Source organism: Streptomyces sp. NPDC026394 (assembly GCF_055567735.1).
Map to the genome: position 1 here is coordinate 264,808 of NZ_JBVHPX010000007.1, position 24,710 is coordinate 289,517.

The 24,710-nt window shown below is 72.0% G+C and carries 20 protein-coding genes; 14 read left to right on the plus strand and 6 right to left on the minus strand.

Annotated elements, in window-relative coordinates; genetic code table 11:
* Positions 1-4 precede the first annotated feature (4 nt).
* The 4 genes from cydB (at position 5) to ACZ4QV_RS19325 (ending at position 8,313) form a co-directional block, all read left to right on the plus strand.
* The gene (cydB, locus tag ACZ4QV_RS19310) at positions 5-1,006 is read left to right on the plus strand and encodes a cytochrome d ubiquinol oxidase subunit II (protein ID WP_361152978.1); all 1,002 of its coding nucleotides are present in this window, start codon (positions 5-7) and stop codon (positions 1,004-1,006) included.
* A gap of 80 nt (positions 1,007-1,086) precedes the next feature.
* Complete coding sequence (gene cydD, locus ACZ4QV_RS19315) at positions 1,087-4,767, plus strand: thiol reductant ABC exporter subunit CydD (RefSeq protein ID WP_467763149.1); 3,681 nt, start codon at positions 1,087-1,089, stop codon at positions 4,765-4,767.
* Positions 4,768-5,050: 283 nt separating this feature from the next.
* The gene (locus tag ACZ4QV_RS19320) at positions 5,051-6,730 is read left to right on the plus strand and encodes a sensor histidine kinase (RefSeq protein WP_467763185.1); all 1,680 of its coding nucleotides are present in this window, start codon (positions 5,051-5,053) and stop codon (positions 6,728-6,730) included.
* A 320-nt stretch (positions 6,731-7,050) separates the two neighbouring features.
* Positions 7,051-8,313 (plus strand): M23 family metallopeptidase, encoded by a 1,263-nt coding sequence (locus ACZ4QV_RS19325; RefSeq protein WP_467763150.1) that lies wholly within the window; start codon positions 7,051-7,053, stop codon positions 8,311-8,313.
* Between the two features lie 58 nt (positions 8,314-8,371).
* Here ACZ4QV_RS19325 and ACZ4QV_RS19330 read toward each other — a convergent pair whose 3' ends face one another.
* Positions 8,372-9,265 (minus strand): Cof-type HAD-IIB family hydrolase, encoded by an 894-nt coding sequence (locus tag ACZ4QV_RS19330; RefSeq protein ID WP_361152969.1) that lies wholly within the window; start codon positions 9,263-9,265, stop codon positions 8,372-8,374.
* Between the two features lie 369 nt (positions 9,266-9,634).
* Here ACZ4QV_RS19330 and ACZ4QV_RS19335 point away from each other — a divergent pair, with 369 nt between their 5' ends.
* The 4 genes from ACZ4QV_RS19335 (at position 9,635) to ACZ4QV_RS19350 (ending at position 13,072) form a co-directional block, all read left to right on the plus strand.
* Positions 9,635-10,528 carry an LLM class flavin-dependent oxidoreductase gene (locus ACZ4QV_RS19335; RefSeq protein ID WP_361152967.1) on the plus strand — a complete coding sequence of 298 codons (894 nt, stop codon included), beginning with the start codon at positions 9,635-9,637 and terminating at the stop codon, positions 10,526-10,528.
* A gap of 149 nt (positions 10,529-10,677) precedes the next feature.
* The gene (gene htpX / locus ACZ4QV_RS19340; protein WP_361152964.1) at positions 10,678-11,577 is read left to right on the plus strand and encodes a zinc metalloprotease HtpX; all 900 of its coding nucleotides are present in this window, start codon (positions 10,678-10,680) and stop codon (positions 11,575-11,577) included.
* A 136-nt stretch (positions 11,578-11,713) separates the two neighbouring features.
* Positions 11,714-12,286, plus strand: a complete 573-nt coding sequence (gene pspAB / locus ACZ4QV_RS19345; RefSeq protein ID WP_361633711.1) for a PspA-associated protein PspAB — start codon at positions 11,714-11,716, stop codon at positions 12,284-12,286.
* 102 nt (positions 12,287-12,388) lie between these two features.
* Positions 12,389-13,072 carry a TetR/AcrR family transcriptional regulator gene (locus ACZ4QV_RS19350; protein WP_361633714.1) on the plus strand — a complete coding sequence of 228 codons (684 nt, stop codon included), beginning with the start codon at positions 12,389-12,391 and terminating at the stop codon, positions 13,070-13,072.
* A 55-nt stretch (positions 13,073-13,127) separates the two neighbouring features.
* Here ACZ4QV_RS19350 and ACZ4QV_RS19355 read toward each other — a convergent pair whose 3' ends face one another.
* Positions 13,128-13,742, minus strand: coding sequence for a PadR family transcriptional regulator (locus tag ACZ4QV_RS19355; protein WP_361633717.1), 615 nt, complete (start codon positions 13,740-13,742; stop codon positions 13,128-13,130).
* A 116-nt stretch (positions 13,743-13,858) separates the two neighbouring features.
* Here ACZ4QV_RS19355 and ACZ4QV_RS19360 point away from each other — a divergent pair, with 116 nt between their 5' ends.
* From ACZ4QV_RS19360 to ACZ4QV_RS19370, 3 genes are all read left to right on the plus strand, one after another.
* A complete protein-coding gene (locus tag ACZ4QV_RS19360; RefSeq protein WP_361152953.1) occupies positions 13,859-14,449 on the plus strand; it encodes a hypothetical protein in 591 nt (196 codons plus the stop codon).
* Positions 14,446-15,810 carry a carotenoid oxygenase family protein gene (locus ACZ4QV_RS19365; protein ID WP_361152950.1) on the plus strand — a complete coding sequence of 455 codons (1,365 nt, stop codon included), beginning with the start codon at positions 14,446-14,448 and terminating at the stop codon, positions 15,808-15,810. Before ACZ4QV_RS19360 ends, ACZ4QV_RS19365 begins: the two co-directional genes overlap by 4 nt.
* Before the next feature lie 222 nt (positions 15,811-16,032).
* Positions 16,033-16,350: a hypothetical protein gene (locus ACZ4QV_RS19370; protein ID WP_361633720.1), complete on the plus strand. Its 318-nt coding sequence runs from the start codon at positions 16,033-16,035 to the stop codon at positions 16,348-16,350.
* A 25-nt stretch (positions 16,351-16,375) separates the two neighbouring features.
* On the opposite strand, the gene ACZ4QV_RS19375 is transcribed toward ACZ4QV_RS19370, so the two are convergent.
* The 4 genes from ACZ4QV_RS19375 to ACZ4QV_RS19390 all read right to left on the minus strand — a co-directional run bounded on the left by ACZ4QV_RS19375 (position 16,376) and on the right by ACZ4QV_RS19390 (position 21,227).
* Positions 16,376-17,446, minus strand: coding sequence for a MerR family transcriptional regulator (locus tag ACZ4QV_RS19375; protein WP_467763151.1), 1,071 nt, complete (start codon positions 17,444-17,446; stop codon positions 16,376-16,378).
* An 11-nt stretch (positions 17,447-17,457) separates the two neighbouring features.
* Positions 17,458-18,381, minus strand: coding sequence for a metal-dependent hydrolase (locus ACZ4QV_RS19380; protein ID WP_361633726.1), 924 nt, complete (start codon positions 18,379-18,381; stop codon positions 17,458-17,460).
* Positions 18,382-18,594: 213 nt separating this feature from the next.
* Complete coding sequence (locus ACZ4QV_RS19385) at positions 18,595-20,397, minus strand: SDR family oxidoreductase (protein WP_361633729.1); 1,803 nt, start codon at positions 20,395-20,397, stop codon at positions 18,595-18,597.
* Entirely contained in the window at positions 20,394-21,227 is an 834-nt protein-coding gene (locus tag ACZ4QV_RS19390) for a M24 family metallopeptidase (RefSeq protein WP_361152936.1), read from the minus strand. Before ACZ4QV_RS19390 ends, ACZ4QV_RS19385 begins: the two co-directional genes overlap by 4 nt.
* 474 nt (positions 21,228-21,701) lie before the next feature.
* On the opposite strand from ACZ4QV_RS19390, the gene ACZ4QV_RS19395 reads away from it, so the two are divergent.
* The 3 genes from ACZ4QV_RS19395 to ACZ4QV_RS19405 all read left to right on the plus strand — a co-directional run bounded on the left by ACZ4QV_RS19395 (position 21,702) and on the right by ACZ4QV_RS19405 (position 24,709).
* Positions 21,702-22,823: an ABC transporter ATP-binding protein gene (locus ACZ4QV_RS19395; RefSeq protein ID WP_361633732.1), complete on the plus strand. Its 1,122-nt coding sequence runs from the start codon at positions 21,702-21,704 to the stop codon at positions 22,821-22,823.
* A complete protein-coding gene (locus ACZ4QV_RS19400) occupies positions 22,813-23,724 on the plus strand; it encodes an ABC transporter permease subunit (RefSeq protein ID WP_361633735.1) in 912 nt (303 codons plus the stop codon). The genes ACZ4QV_RS19395 and ACZ4QV_RS19400 overlap by 11 nt, the downstream gene beginning before the upstream one ends.
* Before the next feature lie 73 nt (positions 23,725-23,797).
* Positions 23,798-24,709, plus strand: a complete 912-nt coding sequence (locus ACZ4QV_RS19405; protein WP_467763152.1) for an ABC transporter ATP-binding protein — start codon at positions 23,798-23,800, stop codon at positions 24,707-24,709.
* Position 24,710 lies beyond the last annotated feature (1 nt).

Sequence of the window (24,710 nt, forward strand, 5' to 3'; positions counted from 1 at the left end):
GACCGTGGAACTCCATGACGTCTGGTTCGTACTCATCGCCGTGCTGTGGACCGGGTACTTCTTCCTCGAAGGATTCGACTTCGGCATCGGCGTCCTGACCAAGCTGCTCGCCCGGGACCGGAGCGAGCGGCGGGTCCTGATCAACACCATCGGTCCGGTCTGGGACGGCAACGAGGTGTGGCTGCTCAGTGCGGGCGGCGCGACCTTCGCCGCCTTCCCGGAGTGGTACGCCACCCTGTTCTCCGGCTTCTACCTGCCGCTGCTGCTCATCCTGATCTGCCTGATCGTGCGCGGCGTCGCCTTCGAGTACCGCGTCAAGCGGCCCGAGGAGCGCTGGCAGCGCAACTGGGAGCACGCGATCTTCTGGTGCTCGCTGCTCCCCGCGTTCCTGTGGGGTGTCGCCTTCGGCAACATCGTGCGAGGCGTGCAGATCGACGCGCACAAGGAGTACGTCGGCAGCGTCCTGGACCTCCTGAACCCGTACGCCCTGCTCGGCGGCCTGGTCACGCTGACCCTGTTCACCTTCCACGGCGCCGTCTTCGCCTCGCTGAAGACGCTGGGCGACATCCGGGCGCGGGCCCGCCGGACGGCCACCGTGCTGGGCCTGGCCGCCGCCGTGCTGGCGATCGTCTTCCTGGGCTGGACCCAGCTCGACAAGGGCGACACCTCGTCCCTGGTCGCGATGGTCGTCGCGGTGGTGGCACTGGTCGCCGGGCTGGTGACGAACCACCGGGGGCGGGAGGGCTGGTCGTTCGCGTTCTCCGGCGTCACGATCGTCGCCGCGGTCGCGATGCTGTTCCTGACGCTCTTCCCGAACGTGATGCCGTCCTCGCTGAACGAGAGCTGGAACCTCACGGTCTCCAACGCCTCGTCCAGTGCGTACACGTTGAAGATCATGACATGGTGCGCGGGCATCGCCACTCCGATCGTCCTGCTCTACCAGGGCTGGACCTACTGGGTCTTCCGTAAGCGGATCGGTACGCAGCACATCGCCGACGCCCACTAGGAAGCCCTCCGGTGGGGTCCGGCGGGACCCCACCGGCCGTCATCGACTGATCAACTTCCGCCCGGGAGAGGTTGTTTCACGTGAAACCCGTCGACCCGCGCCTGCTGCGGTACGCCCGCGCCACCCGTTTCTTCCTCGCCGCGGTGGTGGTCCTCGGGCTGGCCGGCGCGGGTCTGGTCATCGGCCAGGCCATGCTCATCGCCGAAGTCGTCGTCGGCGCCTTCCAGCGCGACCTCGACCTCGGCGACCTGAGCACACCGGTGATGCTGCTCGCACTGGTCTCCGTCGGCCGTGGCCTGGTGGCCTGGCTGACGGAACTGGCCGCGCACCGGGCCAGCGCGGCGGTCAAGTCCGAGCTGCGTACGCGCCTGCTGACGCAGGCGGCGGACGGCCTGGGGCCGGGCTGGCTGAGCACCCAGCGGTCCGGGGAACTCACCACCCTCGCCACCCGCGGCATCGATGCTCTCGACGACTACTTCGCGCGGTACCTGCCGCAGCTGGGCCTGGCGGTCGTCGTGCCGGTCGCCGTGCTGGCGCGGATCGTCGCCGGCGACTGGATCTCGGCCGCGACCATCGTCGTGACGCTGCCGCTGATTCCGCTGTTCATGGTCCTCATCGGCTGGGCCACCCAGAACCGCATGGACCGCCAGTGGCAACTGCTGTCGCGGCTGTCGGGCCACTTCCTGGACGTGGTCGCCGGGCTGCCCACACTGAAGGTCTTCGGCCGGGCCAAGGCGCAGGCCGCGTCCATCCGTTCCCTCACCGGCGAGTACCGCCGCGCCGCACTGCGCACCCTGCGGATCGCCTTCCTGTCCTCCTTCGCGCTGGAACTGCTCGCCACGATCTCGGTCGCGCTGGTCGCGGTCGGTATCGGTATGCGGCTCGTGCACGGCGACCTGGACCTGTACACGGGCCTGCTGGTGCTGATCCTGGCGCCCGAGGCGTACCTGCCGTTGCGGCAGGCCGGCGCGCAGTACCACGCGGCGGCCGAGGGCCTGGCGGCGGCCGAGGAGATCTTCGCGGTGCTGGAGACGCCGCTGCGTACGACGGGCGACGAGCCCGCTCCCGGCAGCACCGCACTGTCCGTCGAGGGGCTCGTCGTGCGCCACCCCGGCCGCTCCGAACCCTCGCTCGCCGAGACGTCGTTCGAGGTCAGGCCGGGTGAGACGGTGGCCGTCGTGGGCCCCTCCGGTGCGGGCAAGTCGACCTTGCTGAACGTCCTTCTCGGCTTCGCCGCGCCCGCGGCGGGACGGGTGCGGGTCGGCGGCCGGGACCTGGCCGCCGTCGATCCGGAGGACTGGCGGCGGCAGATCGCCTGGGTGGCGCAGCGTCCGTACCTCTTCGCGGGCACCATCGCCGACAACGTGCGGCTGGCCCGCCCCGACGCGGACGACTCGGCGGTACGGTCCGCGCTCCGTGACGCCGGCGCCCTGGACTTCGTCTCCGCGCTGCCCGACGGCGCGGAGACCGTGCTCGGCGAGGGCGGGTCCGGCCTGTCGGCGGGGCAGCGGCAACGCCTGGCCCTTGCCCGCGCGTTCCTGGCCGACCGCCCGGTCCTGCTGCTCGACGAGCCGACCGCGAACCTGGACGGTGAGACGGAGGCGGGCATCGTCGACGCGGTACGCCGCCTGGCGGCCGGCCGCACGGTGCTTCTGGTCGTCCACCGGCCCGCGTTGCTGGCAGTGGCGGATCGTACGGTGCGGCTGGCGGGGCCGGTGGCGGCGGTGGGGGCCGGCGGGGTCGGGAGGCCCATGGAGTCCGGCGAGCCCACGGAGTTTGGTAAGCCCGCCGTGTCCAGGGAGCCCTCCGCGCCCACGGAACCCACCGTGCCTACGGAGTCCTCTGCGTCCAAGGAATCCGCCGTGCTCGCGGAGCCCGTGCGCAAGAGGGCCGGGGAAGCCGTACGCGACGATCTTGCGGCGTCGGAGCCCGGTGGCGGCCCGCATGTCGTGCCCGGGGCCAGGCGTCCGGCGTCGGCGCGGCTGCGGGGCCTGGCACGGGCCCGCTGGGGCCGGCTCGGGCTGGCGCTGCTGCTGGGCAGCCTGGCCCTGGGCAGCGCCGTGGGCCTGATGGCGACGTCCGGGTGGCTCATCTCCCGGGCGGCGCAGCACCCGCCCGTCCTGTACCTGATGGTGGCGGTCACCGCGACGCGGGCCTTCGGCATCGGCCGGGCCGTGTTCCGGTACGCGGAGCGGCTGGTGGCGCACGACGCCGTCTTCCGGATGCTCGCGGACGTACGGGTGGCCGTCTTCCGGCGCCTGGAGCGCCTGGCGCCCGCCGGGCTGCGGACGCGCGGCAGCGGCGACCTGCTGTCGCGCCTGGTGGCCGATGTCGACGCCGTGCAGGACTACTTCCTGCGATGGCTGCTGCCGGTCGCGGCGGCCGTGGTGGTCGGTGCGGGTTCCGTCGGGTTCACCGCCTGGCTGCTGCCCGAGGCGGGCGCCGTCCTCGCCGCCGGGCTGCTCCTGGCAGGCGTGGGGGTGCCGGTGCTCTCCGCCGTACTCGCCCGCCGCGCGGAGCGGCAGCTCTCCCCCGCCCGAGGTGTGCTCTCCGCCCACGTCCTCGACCTGCTCACCGGCACGGCCGAGCTGACGGTGTCCGGCGCGCTCACGTCCCGTATCGACCGGACGCGGCGCGCCGACCGTGACCTGACCCGGATCGCGTCCCGTTCGGCGGCCGCGGCCGGAGCCGGGGCCGGGATGTCCGCGCTGCTGTGCGGACTGACGGTGGCCGCGGCGGCCACCGTCGGTGTGCGGGCCGTTCACGAGGGACGGCTGGCGGGTGTGTGCCTGGCGGTCGTGGTGCTCGTCCCGCTCGCCGCGTTCGAGGCCGTGGCGGGGCTGCCGCTCGCCGTGCAGTACCGGCAGCGCACGCGCCGGGCGGCCGAGCGGGTCTTCGAGGTGCTGGATGCGCCGGAGCCGGTCACCGAACCGGCCGGCTCGGTGGCCGTACCGCTGCCGGACTCCCCGTTTCCGCTGGTCGTCGAAGAGCTCACGGCCCGGTACGCCGGTCAGCGGGTGCCCGCGCTGGACGGTGTCGGCTTCGTCCTTCCGGCCGGGCGGCGGCTGGCGGTGGTCGGCCCGTCCGGTTCGGGCAAGACGACGCTCGCCCAGGTGCTGCTGCGCTTCCTGGACCGGGAGGCCGGCTCGTACACGCTGAGCGGTGTGGACGCGGCGGCGGCGGACGGTGACGCCGTACGGCGGCAGGTCGGCCTGTGCGCTCAGGACGCGCACCTCTTCGACAGCTCCGTACGGGAGAACCTGCGGCTCGCGCGGCCCGGAGCGGGCGAGGAGGACCTGTGGGACGCGCTCACGCGGGCCCGCCTGGCCGACTGGGTGCGGTCGCTGCCCGACGGGCTGGACACGATGGTCGGCGAGCACGGTGCCCGGCTCTCCGGCGGTCAGCGGCAGCGTCTCGCGCTGGCCCGCGCGCTGCTCGCCGACTTCCCCGTCCTGGTGCTGGACGAGCCTGCCGAACACCTCGACCTGGCCACCGCCGACGCCCTGACCGCCGACCTCCTGGCGGCGACCGAGGGCCGTACGAGCGTGCTGATCACGCACCGGCTGGAGGGCCTGGAGGCCGTCGACGAGGTGCTGGTCCTCGACGAGGGGCGGCCCGTCCAGCACGGTACGTACGCGGAGCTGGCGGCGGCCGACGGTCCGTTCCGCCGGATGCGGGAGCGCGAGCGGGCGGTGGACGCGCGGGCCGGAGGCAGGGGTGCGGCGGACGCGCTTCCGGTGGGCGCGGGGCCGACACGGTGAACGGCTGAAGAACGACGGGTGCCGGCGTCCGCTGCGTACGGTGGCGGCGGACGTCCGGACCGGGGTGACGTGGCAGCCCGGGGCGGTCCGGGGTGGTCCGGTCCGGCGTCCGAATTGCCGCATAGAGGGCTTTCACCAGAAAAGCGACTATTAGGCTCGTCCCATGGCAGTCACGACAGGATCCTCAGACCCCATGGGCACCGGGGCACCTACCGGCGCGGGCTCCGGGGCGGCACCCGCGGGCCCCGACGGTGCGTCCGCGCCCGCTCCCGCCCCCGACCCCATGGAAGCGGCCACCGAGGCGACGCGCAGCCTCCAGGGCCTGTCGACCGAGCTGACCGCACGGGTACCGCAGCTCCTGGAGGCGATGCGCACCGTCGGCGCGGGCCTGGACCTGCACATCACCCTGGACCGGATCGTGGAGACCGCTGCCGAGCTGGCCGACGCCCGCTATGCCGCCATCGGGATCATCGACGAGGCGCGTGCGGGCCTGTCGGACTTCGTGACGTACGGGGTCAGCGCCGAGGAGCGGGCCCGGATCGGAGCGCTGCCCGACGGGCACAAGGGGCTGCTCGGTGCCCTCATCCATGATCCGAAGGCGCTGCGGCTGGCGGACCTGACCCAGGACGTGCGGTCGGCGGGCTTTCCGCCGGGGCACCCGCCGATGCGGACCTTCCTCGGGGTGCCGATCCGCGTCCAGGGGGAGATTTTCGGCAACCTCTATCTGACCGAGAAGCGTGGGGGCGGCGAGTTCAGCGAGGGCGATCTGCACATGGTGCGGGTGCTCGCCACCGAGGCCGGCATCGCGATCGGCAACGCGCGGATGTACGCGGCGACGCGGCAGCGCGAGCGGTGGATCGACGGCGCGGCCGCGGTGACCACCGCGCTGCTGGCCGGCAGCGACGTGGACGACGCGCTCGCGGTCGTCGCCGAACAGGCACGCAAGCTGGCCGACTCCGCGGCCGGCATCGTGCTGCTGCCCGCGGCGGACGGCAGACTGGAGATCGTCGCGGCGTCGGCGGACGATCCCGCCGGTCTCATCGGCACCCACATGCCGGCCGAGAGCCCGGTGGCCGCACAACTGCTGGCCGGCGAGCCGGTGTTCGTGGAGGACTCGGCCACCGACCCGCGGATGGTCACGGACGTCGCGCCGCGGTTCGGTCCCAGCATGTTGCTGCCGCTCAAGAGCGGCGGCCGGGTGCTGGGCACACTGGCGACACCGCGGGAGCGCGGCGCGCGCCCCTTCACCACCGCCGAACGCACGCTGGCCGCCCAGTTCGCGGCCCAGGCCGCGCTCGCCCTCGTGCTGGCCGACGCGCAGCGCGACCGCGAGCGGCTGGCCGTCTACGAGGACCGCGACCGGATCGCCCGCGATCTGCACGACCTGGTCATCCAGCGGCTCTTCGCCACCGGGATGATGCTGGAGAGCGCTCAGCGCAGGTCGGTCGTGCCGGAGGTGCAGGAGGGCATCGGCAAGGCCGTCGACGAGCTCGACGTCACCATCCAGGAGATCCGTACGGCGATCTTCGCCCTGCAACAGGGCCCGGCCGAGGCGCCGTCCGGGCTGCGGACGCGGGTCCTGCGCGAGATCGGTACCGCCGCCGTGCCGCTCGGCTTCCAGCCGTCGGCGAACTTCGTCGGCCCGGTGGACGCGCGGGTCGGCGAGCTGACCGGCAAGAACCTGATCGCCGCGCTGCGCGAGGCGCTGTCCAACGCGTTCCGGCACGCGGACGCCTCGCGCATCGAGGTCGTCGTGGACTCGATGATCAAGCTGCCGGACGGCCGGGACGGCGTACGGCTGACGGTCGCCGACGACGGCGTGGGCATTCCGGACGGCGGCCGGCGCAGCGGGCTGCGCAACCTCGCGAAGCGGGCCGAGTCGCTGGGCGGGTCCAGCACGTACGGGCCGGGGCTGGGGGAGGGCGGTGCGGGGACGATGGTGACCTGGGAAGCGCCGCTCTGAGAGGGCCGGGGGAGTGGCTGCGGCCGGGATACCTCCGTACGGTTCAACCGGTATTCGAGTGATCTGTCGCGTTGCTGGAACGGTTGATTCCGGCCATTCCCCGGGGGTGGGTTGCTCCGTTCGGAGCCTCGCGGACGAGGTTGGCGAAACATTTTAGTTGGTTTTGCACATGTTCGGGCAACTATCTGGCCATGCGTCCAGGTTTGCTGGATTGGTTGCGTAAGACGGTTCGAGGGCGGTGGCGCCCTGCCCGGCGTGCGTACGGGCGGGCGGGGCGCTGTGGCCCTTGGCGGCGTGGCGCGCCGCCACGTGCGGTGCGGGTGACGTTGTCGCTGGTCGTGGCGTTGACGGCGACGGCCGGTACGGAGCCTGCCGGCGGCGGGCCGGCCCGAGCCGGAGCCCCGGCCGCCGCCTCGGCCCCGGCGGAACCGAGCGAGGTCGCGCCCTCGTCGTCGCTGCCCGCTCCCCGCCGTCCCTCCCCGGTGCGCGCCCACGGTGCCGACCGGCTGGCCGACGCGAGCCTGGAGGCGCTCCGGCTCGGCAGGGCCGCGCACCGGACCGGCCGGTCGTACATGAAGACTCTGCGCGAGGTGAGAGCGGGCCGGGCTCGCGCTGCGGAGCTGCACGCGGCCCTGCTCCGGGAACGCCGCAGGGCCGGTGAACTGCGTCGGGCGGCCGGACGGATCGCCGGCGCGCAGTACCGCAGCGACAACCGGTTGCCGTTCGCGCTGAGTACCCGGGCACAGCACGGCTCCCAGGGCTCCCAGGCTCGTCACGAACCCCAGGACCATCATGGCTCCCAGGCCCGTCACATCTCTCAGGCGCAACACGGACCCCAGGCGCGTCTCGGCCCGGAGGCGGTACTGGACGCCTACCGGGACGCCGAGCACCGGCAACGCCTGCTGGCCTCCCGCGCGCGCGAGGCGCTGCGTCTGAGCCGGTCCCTGGAGGCGGACAGCGCAGCCGTGCTGGCCCGCTCCGCTGCGCTGGAGGCCCACCGCACCCGCCTCGACACCGAACGCCGGCGCATCAGCCGCCGCCTGGGCGTCGTCCGCGGACAGCTTCGGGAGCTGTCCCGGAAGGCGTCCCGCGAGGGGCGCTGCGGACTGCCCGGCACGGTGTCCGCGGCGGCGAAACGCTCCGAGCCGGCGGCCCCGCCGGTGACGGCGCCGGGCACCAGGTGGACCCGGCCGGTGGAGCACTACGTCCTGTCCGCGGGATTCGGCGGCTCGGGCCGCCGCTGGGCGCACGGCCACACGGGCCAGGACTTCGCGGTGCCGGTCGGCACCCTCGTACGGTCCGTGGGCTGGGGCCGCGTCGCCCGCCTGACCTGCGGTGACGGCTTCGGGATCAGCCTGGTCGTGCAGCACGGCACCGATGTGTTCTCGCAGTACGCGCACCTGTCGGCGGCGTTGGCCCGCCCAGGACAGCGGGTGCGGCCGGGGCAGCAGATCGCGCTGTCGGGCACGACCGGCAACTCCACCGGACCGCACCTGCACTTCGAGGTGCGCCGCACGCCGCGCATGGGGTCAGGCGTCGATCCCGTGCCGTGGCTGGCGAGCCGGGGGGTGTGGTTGCGGTGAGGAGGCGCGGTGGCCGGTCGGGGAGGTGGGGCGGGGAGGTGTGGCGGCGAGGGGGCGGTCAGCGGTGCTCAAGGATGCGTTCGATCACGGCCGCCACGCCGTCCTCGTTGTTGCCGGCCGTGTGGAGTTCCGTCGCGGCCAGTACGGCGGGGTGTGCGTTCGCCATCGCGTACGCGGTGCCGGCCCAGGCCAGCATCTCGATGTCGTTGGGCATGTCCCCGAAGGCGACGACCTGGTCGGGGGTGATGCCGCGCTCCGCGCAGCAGCGGGCCAGGGTGCCGGCCTTGCTGACGCCCAGGCCGCTGATCTCCAGGAGCGCGGTGGGGCTGGACCGGGTGAAGGAGGCGTACGTGCCCGCCCGCGCGCGAGCCAGGTCGAGAAAGGCGTCCGGGTCCAGGTCGGGGTGGTGCGCGAGGAGCTTGAGCACGGGCTGGTCGGGGCTCAGCGGGGACTGCCGCTCCTCCGGGCTCGGTTCGGCCAGGAGTTTCTCCGCGGGCGCGATGACGGCGGCCGGGTCGAGATGGAAGGGCGGGTACGCCGGCTCGTAGTTGATGCCGCCGGTCCGCTCGATCGCGAACGTCGTACCGGGAGCGGCAGCGCGCAGCGCGTGCACGACGGAGAGGGCTTCCGGCCGTTCCAGCGGGCTGATCTCGACGATCCGGCGGCCGTGGTGGAGATCGACGACGGCCGCGCCGTTCGCGCAGATCGCCAGCCCGTGCCCGTGCACATGGTCACTGACCACGTCCATCCAGCGGGCCGGCCGGCCGGTCACGAAGAAGACCTCGATGCCTGCCCGCTCGGCGGCGGCCAGCGCGGCGATCGTCCGGCCGGAGACCGTCTTGTCGTCGCGCAGCAACGTGCCGTCGAGGTCGGTGGCGATCAGCCGGATCGTTTTCCCGTCGGACCCGGGCGCCAGGGGAGGCTCTGCGGAGGCATCGGTCACGCCGTCCATCTTCGCGCATATGCGCGCACAGGCGTGCGGCGGGTCGCGCGCATGAGCTTGACGGAGGCGGGGTCCGTGTCGGGAGTACGGGGGCGTACGCCGGAGGGTGCCGGACGGCCGTACGGGAACGGGTACCGGCCCGTGACAGGACGAGCGGCGGGTCGTACCGGAGCGGGTGCCGTACGTATCCGTCCGAGGGCTGAGCCGAACCTGCTCAGGTGCGCTCGGGGAGGCGCACGGATGCGGAGGCGGGCGTACGGCTGGCCGCGTGTGCGCTTGTACGGCATGTGCACCCCGCGCACACGGCGGGTGGCTCCCGCGTGCGCATGCTCACCACAGTTCGCGGGCCCGGTGCCGCGCCGCCGTACGCTCGTACCCATGCGACTGAGCACCGTGATCCTTCCCGTCCGCCGCTGGTCCGAGGGCGGCCGGGAGGTGTGGCAGCGCGCCGAGGAACTGGGCTTCCACACCGCGTACACCTATGACCACCTCTCCTGGCGGAGTTTTCGGGACGGGCCGTGGTTCGGCGCGGTACCGACGCTGACCGCGGCCGCCGCCGCGACGACCCGGATGCGGCTGGGCACACTCGTCACCTCTCCGAACTTCCGGCACCCGGTGACCCTCGCCAAGGAACTGATCTCCCTGGACGACATCAGCGACGGGCGGATCACCCTGGGCATCGGCGCCGGCGGCTCCGGTTTCGACGCCACGGCGCTCGGCCAGGAGCCGTGGACGCCGCGGGAACGGGCCGACCACTTCGGCGAGTTCGTACCGTTGCTGGACCGGCTGCTGACGCAGGACGTGGTCTCGTACGAGGGCGTGCACTACCGCGCCCACGAAGTGCGCAACGTCCCCGGCTGTGTACAGCGGCCCCGATTGCCGTTCGCGATCGCGGCCACCGGGCCGCGCGGCATGCGGCTGGCCGCCGGGTACGGGCAGGCGTGGGTGACCACCGGCGACCCGAGGACCTCCGCGACCGGCACCGCGGCCGAGTCCCTGGAGGCGGTACGCGGCCAGGTCGAACGCCTCGGCAAGGCGTGCGCCGAGGCCGGCCGGGACGCCGGCGAGCTGGAGAAGATCATGCTCACCGGCTTCACGCCGGACCGGCCGCTCGCTTCCGTGGACGCCTTCGTGGACTTCGCGGGTGCACATGCCGAGGCGGGTATCGACGAGATCGTGCTGCACTGGCCGATCGACGGCTCGGTCTTCGAAGCGGATCTTTCGGTGTTCGAGCGGATCGCCGGGGAGGGGCTGGCGCAGCTGGGGCGGTAGGGCGGCCGGCAGGCACTGCCGGTGCGGGCGGATCCATGGCCTGCGCTTTACGCCGTAATGAGCGGACAAGAGGGAGAATCGGGTCAGAGGCGCCTGAACGGTTCCTCGGGTGGACTCTGCGGACTCTGCGGTTGAGAGGACTGAGAGGCATGGCACGGACCCGATTCGCCCCCGACCGCGGCCTGACGTCACGCATGGTCACGACCATGTTCTTCATCGGACTGCTGTACGTGGTCGTGGTGGGCGCGCTGGTGGTGCTCCTCAAGGGCGCGTGGATCGTGGTGCTGCTGATCTCGGGCGCCATGTTCGTCGCACAGTTCTGGTTCAGCGACCGGATCGCCGCCTTCAGCATGGGGGCGCGTGAGGTCACTCCGGAGCAGGCACCGGAACTGCACGGCGCTGTCGACCGGCTGTGCGCCCTCGCCGACATGCCCAAACCACGCGTCGCCGTCGCGGAATCCGACGTACCGAACGCCTTCGCGACCGGCCGCAACCAGAAGAACGCGATGGTGTGCGCGACGACCGGCCTGCTGCGGCGGCTGGAGCCGGAGGAGCTCGAAGGAGTCCTCGCGCACGAGCTGTCGCACGTCGCACACCGTGATGTCGCGGTCATGACGATCGCCTCGTTCCTGGGCGTACTGGCCGGGATCATCACACGCGCGGCCCTGTGGAGCGGCGTCGGTCGCAACAACCGGGACAACAACGCGGCGATCGCCGTCTTGATCGTCACGCTGGTCAGCGCCGTGGTCTACGCCGTCAGCTTCCTGCTCACCCGCCTGCTGTCGCGCTACCGGGAGCTGTCCGCCGACCGGGCCGCGGCGATCCTGACCGGACGCCCGTCGGCGCTGGCCGCCGCGCTCACCAAGGTCACCGGTCAGATGGCGCAGATTCCTACGCGGGATCTGCGCAAGGCCGAACCGTTCAACGCGTTCTTCTTCGCGCCGGCGTTCTCGAAGGAGAGCTTCGGGCGGCTGCTGTCCTCGCACCCGACGCTGGAGCAGCGGCTGGAGCAGTTGGGGCGGATCTCCGCGCAGTTGGGGCGGCCGTAGGGGCGGCTGTAGGGACGGTCGTAGTAGCAGTCGTAGGGGGAGGGGGCCGTGATCGGGGGCCCGCCGGGAGACGGATCGCAGACGGGCCGCAGACCGATCGCAGACGGATCGCAGACGGATCAAGGAGAGACACCGCATGGGATTCCTGGACGCCATCCTCGGACGCAGCAAGCCGGTCCGTCCCGACCTCGACCGGCTGTTCGCGCTTCCCTCCGCGGCCGTCACCCTCCAGGCCGCGGCCGGGTTCCGGCCCACCGGCCTGGGATCGGTGTGTTTCGCGAGCGTCGAGGGCGGCGCGTTCCGCGGCATCCAGGAGGAGGTGCGCGACATCCTGGGCAGACCGGCCGAGTTCAGCCAGGACGCGTACGGCTACTCGTGGATGCTCGCGCGGCACGGGCCGGAGGACAGCGCGGGTCTGGTGAACGATCTGCACACGGTCAACAGTTCCCTGGAGAGCGCCGGGTTCGGCCCGCAACTGCTGTGTTCCCTGATGAGCTTCCGGGACGACCGGGGCAGGCCGCTCGCGCTGGTCTACCTCTACAAACGCGGCACGTTCTACCCCTTCGCGCCGCTGACGGGCCCGGAAGGGGCCGCCGAGAAGCGTGACAACGCCCTGGAGCTGGAGATCCGGGCCGTGCTCGCCGACGACTTGGCGACCGAGCCGGACCTGAGCCGGTGGTTCCCGGTCTGGGGCGCGCCCGGGCTGTGACCGGCTGACCGTGTCCGAGTGGCGTACGGCTGGCCCCTCCGGCGGCCGGCCCCTCCGGCGGCTGGTTCCGGCACCGGACGGCCGCTCGCGTACGTTGGCGGCATGGCTGAGGCAGTGGAGACGGCGGGGGTGCCGGGCAGGCGCCGCCGTGCGCCCGGGATGAGCGCCGACGAGCGTCGTTCGATGATCGTGACGGCCGCGTTGCCGCTGGTGGCGGAGTACGGCGCGGGCGTGACCACGGCGAAGGTGGCGCGCGCGGCGGGCATCGGTGAGGCGACGATCTTCCGCGTCTTCGCGGACAAGGAAGCGCTGCTGGCGGCCTGTGTGGCCGAAGCCCTCCGCCCCGACGCCCTGCTCGCCTCGCTGGCCGCCGTCTCCCTGCACCGGCCCCTCGCGGAGCGGCTGGTCGAGGCGCTGGACGCGATGCGGGAGCATCTGTCCCGTATCGGTGCGGTGATCGGTGCGCTGCATGCGACGGGGCATCTGCGGGGGCGTGAAGCACCAAGAGCGGGCGGTTCGGGCCCTGACCTGAACCCGGGGCAGGGCCCGTCCGCGCCCGGCGACCGCGAAGAGGCGCTGGCGGCTCCACTGGCAGCGGTCGCCGCCCTGTTCGAGCCCGAGCGGGACCGGCTGCGGGTGGCGCCGGAGGCCCTGGCCAGGGTTTTCCTGACGCTGAGCCGGGACACAGCGGCGGAGGCGGGAGACGACGGGCGCAAGCCGGGGGCTCTCAGTACACGGGAGCTGGTGGACCTCTTCCTGCACGGCGCGCTCGGGGACGAGCGCTAGGGCGTGGGCTTACGGGGCCTGCCGTACCCCTGACCTGCGACGCTTGCCGCTGGGCTTACTGCTTCTGGGCCTGCTTCTGGGCCCGCTCCGGCTCCTGTTCCGTCTCCTGATCCCCGGTTGTCGCCTCGGCGGCTTCCCTGCTCCGGCGGACCTGGTCCGAGGTGATCTCTCCGGCCGCCCAGTTGGCCCATTCCTCCACCATGGCGGTCTGCCGTAGCCCGAATTCCAGGGCGATGCGCCCGTAGACCGCGATCATTTCGCCCTCCCAGTCGCCGGCTTCGGCCAAGGCCCGGTAGTCGGCGTGCGCGCGGGCGGACCGTTCGGCCTGTTGCAGCAGGTACGTACGGGCTTCCAGCGGTGTCAGGGCGCCGAGGAAGAAGACGCGCAGCAGGCCGTCGTGACGCTGCGGTCCGACGGGCTCCACCTCCGTGAGCCAGTGGTGCAGTTCGGCCCGGCCCGCCTTGGTGATGGCGTACTCCTTGCGGCCGCGGGGGCCTTGGGAGGCCACCTCGATCAGGTCGGCCGCCGTGAGTTTGTTCAGCTCTCCGTAGACCTGGCTCTGGGTGGCCGGCCACACATGCGCGAGCGACAGGTCGAACGTCTTCATCAGGTCGTAACCGCTGGCGGGTGATTCGGCCAGCAGGCCCAGAACGGCGTGGCGGAGGCTCATATCCATCACTTTACCTTCCAGTCTTGACACGTCAATGGAGAACCTTCTAGCTTTGACATGTCGAAGTTGGAATGTCGCGCATGGTCGGAGGGGTCCGGCCGGGGGAGTCGAGAGTCATGACCTTTTTGCGGGGGTTCTTTCCGTGGATCGCCTACGGAGCTGTGGCCTGGGCGTCATGGCAGTGGGCCGCGCTGCTGGGCCTGCTGATCGGCTGCGTGGTGCTCTACGCGGACCGTGCCGAGGGGCTGTCGCCGTCGTTCCGGGTGCTGGAGTACGGCAGCCTGGTGTTCTTCGCCGGCATCACGGTCCTGGCCTTCGTCCGCCCGGACAGCGGTCTGCGGGTCTACGACGGCGCCCTGTCCTCGGGCTGGCTGGCGTTGGTCACCTGGGGGTCGATGGCCGCTCGCCGGCCCTTCACCCTCGCGATAGCCCGCCGCAAGGCGCCGCCCGAGGTGTGGCGTACGCGGCTGTTCCTGCGGATCAATTACGTGCTCAGTGCGGCCTGGGCGGCGTCCTTCACGTTCGCCGCGGCAGGACAGGTCCTGGGCACGGCCTACGGGCTCGGCCTGCCCGCGATGATCTCCATCCATGTCAGCGCCTTCGTCATCCCGTTGCGTTTCACCGTGAGCTACCCGGAGCGTGCGCGAGCGCGCTTCCTGGAGAAGGCCGACGGTCACCCTTACGTACAGGAGGCCCAACCCGCATGACGACGACAAACGCCCCCGGATCCGTCCTCCCGGCATCCGGTTCCGAAGGCGCACCGGCCCCGCACCTGGCGGGGAACTTCGCCCCGGTGACCAAGGAGCTCACCGCGTACGAGCTGCCGGTCACCGGCTCGATACCGACCGAGCTGACGGGCTGGTACCTGCGCAACGGCCCCAACCCGCGGGAGGCCGCGTCGGCGCACTGGTTCCTCGGTGACGGCATGGTCCACGGCGTCCGCCTGGAAGGCGGCAAGGCCGTTTCGTACCGCAACCGCTGGGTCCGCACCTCGACCTTCACCGACGGCGTACCGGTCCGGGAGCGGGAGGGGCGTACCGACCTGACCGCCGGTGTCGCCAACACCCACGTGGTCCGCCACGCGGGCCGCACCCTCGCCCTGGTCGAGTCGTCCTTCCCGTACGAACTCGACTGCCGCCCGGGGCACGAGCTGGAGACCGTCGGCCCGTACGACTTCGGCGGCCGGCTGACCACCGCCATGACCGCTCATCCCAAGACCTGTCCGACCACGGGAGAGCTGCACCTGTTCGGATACGGGGCTCCGGAGCCGCCTTTTCTGACCTATCACCGTGCGGACGCCTCCGGCGCACTGGTGGTGAGCCGCCCCATCGAGGTGGGCGCGTCCACGATGATGCACGACTTCCATCTGACGGCCGGGCACGTCGTCTTCATGGACCTCCCGCTCGTCTACGACCACGGGACTCCCGGCATGCCGTACGTGTGGGATGCGGAGTACGGTGCCCGGCTCGGTGTGCTGCGCCGCGACGATCCACACGGTGACGTCCGCTGGTTCTCCATCGACCCCTGCTACGTCTTCCACTCCATGAACGCGTACGACGACGGCCTCGGGCGCATCGTCCTCTACGTCTGCCGCTACCCGGCGCCGGAGCTGAAGTCGCTGCCCACACTGTGGCGGTGGACCATCGACCTCGCGTCGGGCAAGGTCGTCGAGGAGCAGGTGGACGACCAGTCGGGCGAGTTCCCGCGTATCGACGACCGGCTGGCGGGGCTGGACGCCAGGTTCGGGCACATCACGCGGAGCGGGGGCCCCGGCGCCGGTCCGACACCGAGCGCGGTGATCCGCTACGACCTGCACACCGGCACCAGTACCCGGCACGACTTCGGCCCCGGCCGCACACCCGCCGAGGCCGCCTTCGCCCCGGCGGACGACCGGCCCGGCGGCCCCGGGTGGTTGCTCACCTACGTCTATGACGCAGCCCGCGACTCCAGCGATCTGGAGATCCTCGACGCGGAGGACATAGCCAAGGGGCCGGTGGCCACGGTCCACCTGCCCCAGCGGGTGCCCTTCGGGTTCCACGGGAACTGGCTCCCGGATCCGGCCCAGTAGAGCCGCGGCGGGGCCCGCGCCCGACCCGGGTGGGTGCGCCTGAATGGCGGCCGGGGATACGGCGGTATCGGATGAGGGGGGTCCCACCGGTCGACGCAGCGGGGACGGGTTCGGGTGCCGCATCCCGACGAGGCTCGACTGCCGCGTCCGGGCGATGTCCATGACGACGGCCGGGCTCGGCCCGCAAGCTTCCGGTCGGTTCCAGACGAGGAAAGAAGCCCCATGCGTACTCGTACCGCCACCGCCGTCGGCGTACTGTCCCTGGCCGCCGCGGCCACCCTGCTCACCACCGGCGCGGCCATGGCCGACAGTCACGGCGGCTGGATCGGCCGGCCAGGGCCGGTGGACGACCTCGGCCGGCCCGGCCACGTCGGGTGGGACGCAGGCCGTGGCACAGGCCGCGACGCAGGCCGTGACGGCCGGAACACCGGCGCCATGACCATCGGCAAGCACACCTCCACACCGTCCGTCGCAGCACACAACTGGGGAGGGAACAACTGGAACAGCAAGGTCGTCTTTGGTGACATGAACCTCGGCTGAACCGGTTCGGGCGAGGACCCGGCGGTCAGCGGGGCGGGGTACGGCGGGCTGCCAGCTCGTCCATGGTGCGGGCGTGGACCTCGCGCCGGGTGGCTGCGGTGATGAAGGCTGCCACGTGCTCCTGGCCGACCAGGTCTCGTACGGCGCGGATGGCTTCGGCGGGGAGCGCGATCATGGTCGCGTCGGCGTCGGCGGTCTCGGCGGCTGTGGCTGTGGCAGTGACAGCGGGAGCGAGGTCGGCCTCGGGGGCGGTGCTGCCGGTGCCGGTGCCGGTGCCAGTGGCGGAAGTACTGGTGCTGGCGGGGTGAGGGGCGGTGCCGCTGATGTCGCTGTTGTTGTTGACATTGCTGATGTCGCCGAGGTGGTGATGGATGTAGCGGGTGGCCATGGTGCGCATGGCGCGGGCGAGTTCGGCGTCCACGGTCTGTTGGGCGAGGGGGCGGAGGCGGCGTACGAGACCGGCGGCCTCGGTGGCCTCGGCTTCGGTGGGCTGGTGGTCGAGGTAGGGATGGAAGACGTACTCGGTGGTGAAGTCGAGGAAGCGGGCCGCAATGTGCTCGACCTGGCCGCGGAGTTCGCGCAGATGGCCGGAGATGGCGGTGAGGGGGACGCCGGCGGAGTGCAGCTCGGCTGCGACGGCCAGTTCCCGGGGGCTGGGGACGCGGAAGACGTCGTCGCTGCCGGGGAGGCGTTCCAGGACGCCCAGCTCGACGGCGTCCGCCAGGGCCTCCTCGTCCGGTGATCCGCCGAACGCGGCGTCCAGCTCCTCGCGGGTGATGCGGGCCGCCTCCTCGTCGCTCCACGGGCCGTCGATCTCGGCGACCAGGCCGAGTACGCCACCGAGACCGCGGCCGGTGTCCCAGGCCTCCAGGAGTTCCTTGATGCTGGCGAGGGTGTACCCGCGGTCGAGCAGGTCGGCGGTACGGCGCAGCCGCTCCAGGTGCTCGTCGCCGTAGACGTTGGCCCGGCCGCGGCGCTCCGGCTTGGGCAGGAGGCCGCGGTCCTGGTAGGCGCGGATCGTGCGGACCGAGGTGCCGCTGATGTGCGCCAGGTCCTCGATGCGGTACTCGGCCGACGGCGGCGACTGCTCGGTCAATGCGGTGCTCCTTACGAGATGGCCGCGCGGCCCACCGCTTCCGCCGCGGCGCGGGCGGCCGGGGAGGACGCCAGGTAGGCGACGGCCTTGCGCAGCGACCCTTCCTGCGAGGGATGGTACGACCGCTTCAGGTAGCGCGGTACGGCGGCGCCCAGCTCGCGCCAGGTCGGCAGGAGCTGTGCGCGCACGGCCCGGTTGTGTGCGCGCAGGGAGTACCGCAGGCGGCCGGCCAGCTGAGGGTCGTGGCGTATGAGGTAGGCGGCGCCCCAGGCCCACAGGTAGAGGAGGACGGGTGCGGTGACGGCCATGCCCAGCACGCGGCGGGCGTACCGGGGCAGGCCCTCGCCGCCGGTGTGCTCGTACATGTCGAAGGCCACGGCGCGGTGCTCGACTTCTTCCGCACCGTGCCAGCGCAGCAGGTCGAGCATGACCGGGTCGGGGCCGGCCCGGTCCAGGCCCTCGGCGTGCAGCACCCAGTTGCCGAGGACGGCGGTGAACTGCTCTATGGCGGCTATGAGGGAGAGCCGGAAGCGCAGCCACTCCTGGGTGGGCACCGGAGCGGCGAACGGTGGCCGTTCGCCGAGGAGGTAGGTGAAGAGGAAGTCGACGTGCTTCGTGTAGGGCGCGGTGTCCAGGCCCTGGTGGGCGAGGTGCTCCAGGACGTAGGCGTGCTGGACGCTGTGGGTGGCCTCCTGCCCCATGAAGCCTTTGACGTCCTTGAGGAGCGCGGGGTCACGGACCAGCGGCAGGGCTTCCTTGAAGACCTTGACGAACCAGCGCTCTCCGGCGGGCAGCAGGAGGTGCAGCACGTTGATGACGTGGGTGGCGGTGGGTTCGTCCGGTATCCAGTGCAGCGGGGTCTCGCGCCAGTCGAACGAAACCCGGCGGGGTGCGATCGTGTGGTGCTCCTCCGGTTCGGTGGGGTTCGTACTCACGCTGTGCTCCTGACATAAGACGTGAGGGGAGAGGGAGGGGGCGGGGAAGGGGAAGGCCGATGGTGAGGCCGGGGGGGGGAGGGGAGCCGAGGCAGTGGCGCGTCCGCCCCGGCATGCGTCTGTACCGGCATGGGCTCGCTCCGGCATACGTACGCCCCGGAGTTCGCCCCGGCATACGTTCGCCCCGGTCTGTCCGCGCCGTGGCGCGCGCCCTCACACGGGCGGGTCGAAACGGGCCAGGGCGCGCAGCGCGCGTGGGGCGAAGCGGGACATCAGGTGGGCGCCGCGTGCCTCGGGCGTGACGGGGACGACCGCTTCGTTGCGGACGACCGCGCGGAGGATGGCGTCGGCGACCTTCTCCGGCGGGTAGTTGCGCAGCCCGTACGCGCGGGCCACCTTGGCCTGGCGGCGCTTCTCCTCGTCCGCGGAGACGCCCGTGAAGCGGGCCGTCGTGGTGATGTTCGTGTTCACGATGCCGGGGCATATGGCCGTGACGCCGATGCCCTGGCCGGCCAGTTCGGCGCGCAGGCTCTCGCTGAGCATGAGCACCGCCGCCTTCGAAGCGCCGTAGGCGGACAGGATTTTCGACGGCTGGAAGGCCGCTGCCGAGGCGGTGTTGACGATGTGGCCGCCCTGTCCACGCTCGGCCATCTGCCGGCCGAAGAGCCGGCAGCCGTGGATGACGCCCCAGAGGTTGACGTCCAGTACCTTCTTCCAGTCCTCGGTGGTGGTGCTGAGGAAGGATCCGGACAGGCCGATGCCGGCGTTGTTGACCAGTACGTCGACGGTGCCGTACTCGGCGGCGACCTTGTCGGCCAGCTTCTCCATGGCGTCCTCGTCCGAGACGTCCACCGTTTCGGCCCATGCCTGCGGGGCGCCGACCAGCCGCGCCAGATCGGCCGTACGGGCCGCTCCCTCGGCGTCCCGGTCGACGGCGACGACGCGCGCTCCCGCCTCGGCGAAGGCGAACGCGGTGGCCCGCCCGATGCCGCTGGCGGCGCCGGTGACGAGCACCAACTGGCCGCCGAACCGGTCGGCGTACGGGCCGGTGGCGACGGTCTCCCTGGCCGGGTCGCCCTCCTCCGTGGAGGTCACGAATTCGGCGATCCACGAGACGAGTTGATCGGGCCGGGTGCGGGGCACCCAGTGCTTGGCCGGGAGCGTGCGCCGGACCAGTTTCGGCACCCAGTGGTCCAGGTCGTCGTAGAGCCGCTGGGACAGGAAGGCGTCCCCGGTGGGCGTGATCAGTTGCACCGGGCAGTGGGCGTAGGCGTCGGCGCGCGGGCGGCGCAGCCGGGCGCGGACGTTGTCGCGGTAGAGCCACGCGCCGTGGGCGGCGTCCGTGGGCAGGGACGCCGTCGGGTAGTCGCCCGCGGGCACCTTCTCCACCCGCTGGAGGATCTTCGGCCAGCGCTTGCCGAGCGGCCCCTTCCAGGCCAGTTCGGGCAGGGCCGGGGTGTGCAGCAGGTAGACGTACCAGGATTTGACGCCCTGGTCGATCAGTTGTGCCGCGCGGCGCGGAGTGGGGCGGGCGGCGCGCTTCTTGATCCAGTGGCCGAAGTGGTCCAGCGACGGGCCGGACATCGAGGTGAAGGAGGCGAGCCGGCCTTCCGTGTGCCGGGCCGTCGCGAACTCCCACGCCTGCACCGAACCCCAGTCGTGGCCGACCACGTGGACCGGCTGGTCCGGGCTCACCGCGTCCACCACGGCGATGAAGTCGTCGGTCAGCTTCTCCAGCGTGAAGCCGCCGCGCAGCGGTTCGGGCGCGGTGGACCGGCCGCAGCCCCGGACGTCGTACAGCACCACATGGAAGCGGTCGGCCAGTCCCCGGGCCACGTCCGACCACACTTCCTTGCTGTCGGGGTAGCCGTGCACCAGCACCACCGTGGGGCGCGTGGCGTCGCCGAGTTCGGCGACGCACAGCTCGACCCCGCCCGTACGGACCCAGCGCTCCCGGGCGCCGTCCGGTCCGGCTCCGGCTTTGGCCCCGGCTCGAGCCCCTGTCGTCCTGCTCATGCGGCCTTCTCCTCCTGCCAGCGCCGCACGTGCGGCAGATCGTCGTCCAGCCAAAAGGCGCTCTCCAGCGGGTCGGCGGAGTCCGTCACGACGAGGATCTCCTCGAACTTCGCGCCCGTGCCCCGGAATCCGAGGTGCGGTTCGACCGCCCACAGCCCCGGCTGCGGCGGGTGGTCGGAGAACTTGTACGGGCTCCACAGCGGCGACCAGCCGTCCCGGTGGCCGTGCAGCGCGTCGGAGGCCAGGCCCTTGAGCGCCTGCGTACCGAACCCGAAGACCGTCGGTGACCAGCGGCGCTCCTTCACCCGGTCGATCTTGTGGGCGATCACGCCGAAGGGATAGGCGCGGTGCCGGTTCGCATGCCCCTGGCGGATCATGAGCCGCTCGACGTCCTCGTAGATCTCGCGCAGCGGGCGGCGTTCGCGCACCTCGCGCAGGATCAGCTCGCGGTGTGCTTCGAGGTCGGCCAGCAGCCGGTCGTGCACGGGGTTGAGGCCGAGGCAGCCGGAGTAGCCGATGTCGGCCGTGCAGCCCCGGTGGACCGGCGCCATGTCGAGGATGAAGGCCATCCCGGGCTCCAGGCGCCGGTTGGTGGGGAAGAACTGCAGTGGTACACGGAAGTTCGTGAACGCCGTACGGTCGCCGAACCAGGCGAAGGGGAGGTGGAACCAGTCCCGTACACCGCGCTCGTGCAGCCACTCGCGCTGCATCCGCGCCGCTTCCCGCTCCGTCACCCCCGGCCTGAGCTGTGCGGCGACCGCTTCGGCGCAGTCGTACGCAAGGCGCTGCACCTCTCTGAACCCCCGCAGCTCGGCGGTGAGTTCACGCACCCCGCCCACCTGGTCGGCCCCGGGGGTCGTGCCGCCGCTCGCCCGGGCCGCCCCGCCGCCCCTCCGGGCCGCTGCGGCCCCTGTCGCTGAGGTCATCGCCAACCGTCCGTCCCGTATGCCGTTCATCGCGGTACGTGCCCGTAACTTGACACTGATGAATGTGACAATGCTCGACGGCGGCGTCAAGGGGTCGGTACGGGCCTGTGGAAAACCCGTGGGAGGCCATCGGCAACCGAACGGAAGAGGCCGCCGGGACCCGACCAGCAGGCGGACCCGCACCCGACCAGCGGGGCTACCGGCACCCGATCAGCGATCCGACCGAAAACGATCAGAAATCGCCCGCGACGAGCGCCCGGCCCACCACATCCGCCCCCGCCCCGCCCCCGACTTCCGTGGGCCGAAAGCCGGACCTCCCCTACGGGCGCCTCCCCCTGTGGTCGGACGCCGATCCAGCCGCCAGGTCTGACGACCGGTGTGGTGAGCGCCACTACCGTCGTTGACGTGACTGTGATCGTGACCGAAAGCCTGAGCAAGCGGTACCCGAGGGTGACCGCGCTGGACCGGCTCACCGTTGACATCGGCCCGGGTGTGACCGGCCTGGTGGGTGCGAACGGCGCCGGCAAGTCCACCCTGATCAAGCTGCTGCTGGGCCTCGCCCCGGCCAGTGAGGGGTCCGCGACCGTCCTCGGCCTCGACGTGGCCAGGGAGGGCGGCGCCATCCGGGAGCGCGTCGGCTACATGCCGGAGCACGACTGTCTGCCGCCCGACGTCTCGGCCACCGAGTTCGTCGTCCACATGGCGCGCATGTCGGGTCTGCCGCCGACCGCGGCCCGTGAGCGCACCGCCGACACGCTGCGGCACGTCGGCCTCTACGAGGAGCGCTACCGCCCCATCGGCGGCTATTCGACGGGTATGAAGCAGCGTGTCAAGCTGGCCCAGGCGCTGGTCCACGACCCGCAGTTGGTCTTCCTGGACGAGCCGACCAACGGCCTGGACCCGGTCGGCCGCGACGAGATGCTCGGCCTGATCCGCCGCGTGCACACCGAATTCGGCATATCGGTCCTGGTCACCTCGCACCTCCTCGGCGAATTGGAGCGCACCTGCGACCACGTCGTCGTCATCGACGGCGGCCGGCTGCTGCGCTCCTCCTCGACCGACGACTTCACCCAGCTCACCGCCTCCCTCGCGGTCGAGGTCACGGACACCGACGAGCACCCGGACGGCACGGCGTCGCTGCGCGCGGCCCTGACCCGTGCCGGTGTGGCGGTGACCACCGCGGCTCCCGGCTCGGAGAGCGGCGCCTCCACCGCCCACGTGCTGTACGTGGAGGCCACCGGCGAAGAGACGTACGACCTGGTGCGCGACACCGTCGCCGGCCTCGGCCTCGGCCTGGTCCGGATGGAGCAGCGCAGGCACCGCATCTCCGAGGTCTTCCAGAGTGACGACGCGGCGACCGCGGGCGTCCCGGAGGCACCGGACACGCAGCCCGCCGCACCCCGTCCCACCGCCCCCGCGGCGGCCGCCCCCGCGACGGCCGCTTCCGTGACGACCGCCCACCGAGCCACCAAGGACGGAGGCGCCCCCGATGCCGCCTGAGACCAGGAACCCCGTTACCGCCGGAGCGGCGCAGGACGTCATCCACGACATCGGCTACCGCCACTTCGACGGCCCCCGCCTGGGCCGCGCCTACGCCCGCCGCTCGCTGTTCTCGCAGAGCCTGCGCGGCGCCTACGGACTGGGCCGCTCGGCGAAGTCCAAGGTCCTGCCGATGCTGCTGTTCGCCGTCATGTGCCTGCCCGCGGGCATCATGGTGGCGGTCGCGGTGTTCACGAAGATGAACGACCTGCCGGTGGCGTACACCCGTTACGCGATCTTCCTCCAGGCGGTCATCGGCCTCTACCTGGCCGCCCAGGCACCGCAGTCCGTCTCCCGCGACCTGCGTTTCAAGACCGTCCCGCTGTACTTCTCGCGCCCGATCGAGCGGGTCGACTACGTGGTGGCGAAGGTCGCGGCCATGGCCGGCGCGCTGTTCATCCTGACCGCCGCGCCGCTGCTGATCCTCTACATCGGCGCGCTGCTGGCCAAGATGGACTTCGTCGACCAGACCAAGGGGCTGGCTCAGGGCCTGGTCTCGGTGGCCCTGCTTTCCCTCCTCTTCGCCGGTGTCGGCCTGCTGATCTCCGCGCTGACCCCGCGCCGCGGCTTCGGCGTGGCGGCCGTGATCGCCGCGCTGACGATCCCGTACGCGGCGGTGAGCGCAGTCCAGGGCATCGCCGCCGTACAGGGCCAGGAGGGGGTCGTGGGCTGGCTCGCCCTGTTCTCGCCCATCACCCTGATCGACAGCGTGCAGGCGACGTTCCTCGGCGGCACCGCGTCGTTCCCCGACGATGTCCAGCCGTCCACCGCCGCCGGGCTGGTGGCCCTCCTGGTCACGCTGGCCGCCGTCGCGGGCTCGTACGCCCTGCTGATGCGCCGCTACCGGAAGGCCGGCCTGTGAGCGCCCGCCCCGCGCCCCCGAAGGCGCACCCGACGATGCCCGCCACCAGCTCCCGAAGGAACGGGCCGCGCCCATGACGACCATCCAGATCGACCACGTCTCCCGCTGGTTCGGCAACGTCGTTGCCGTCAACGACATCACCATGACCATCGGCCCCGGTGTCACCGGCCTCCTCGGCCCCAACGCCGCGGGCAAGTCCACCCTGATCAACATGATGGGCGGCTTCCTCGCCCCGTCCGGCGGGTCCGTCACCCTCGACGGACGTGCCATCTGGCGCAACGAACGCATATACCGCGACATCGGCATCGTGCCGGAACGTGAGGCGATGTACGACTTCCTCACCGGCCGCGAGTTCGTCGTCGCCAACGCCGAACTGCACGGCCTGGGGCGGGACGCCGCGCGGCGCGCGCTGGCCACCGTCGAGATGGAGTACGCGCAGGACCGCAAGATCTCCACGTACAGCAAGGGCATGCGCCAGCGCGTGAAGATGGCGTCCGCGCTGGTCCACGACCCGTCCGTGCTGCTGCTGGACGAGCCGTTCAACGGCATGGACCCGCGCCAGCGGATGCAGCTCATGGAGCTGCTGCGGCGGATGGGCGACGAGGGCCGTACGGTGCTGTTCTCCTCCCACATCCTCGAAGAGGTCGAACAACTGGCCTCGCACATCGAGGTGGTGGTGGCCGGACGACACGCCGCGTCCGGTGACTTCCGCAAGATCCGCCGCCTGATGACGGACCGCCCGCACCGCTACCTCATCCGCTCCGACGACGACCGCGCGCTGGCCGCCGCCCTGATCGCCGACCCCTCCACGGCCGGCATCGAGGTGGACCTCCAGGAGGGCGCGCTGCGCGTCCAGGCCGTCGACTTCCCCCGCTTCACCGCCCTGCTGCCGCGCGTCGCCCGCGACCACGGCATCCGCCTCCTGACGGTCTCGCCCTCCGACGAGTCCCTGGAATCGGTCTTCTCCTATCTCGTCGCGGCCTGAA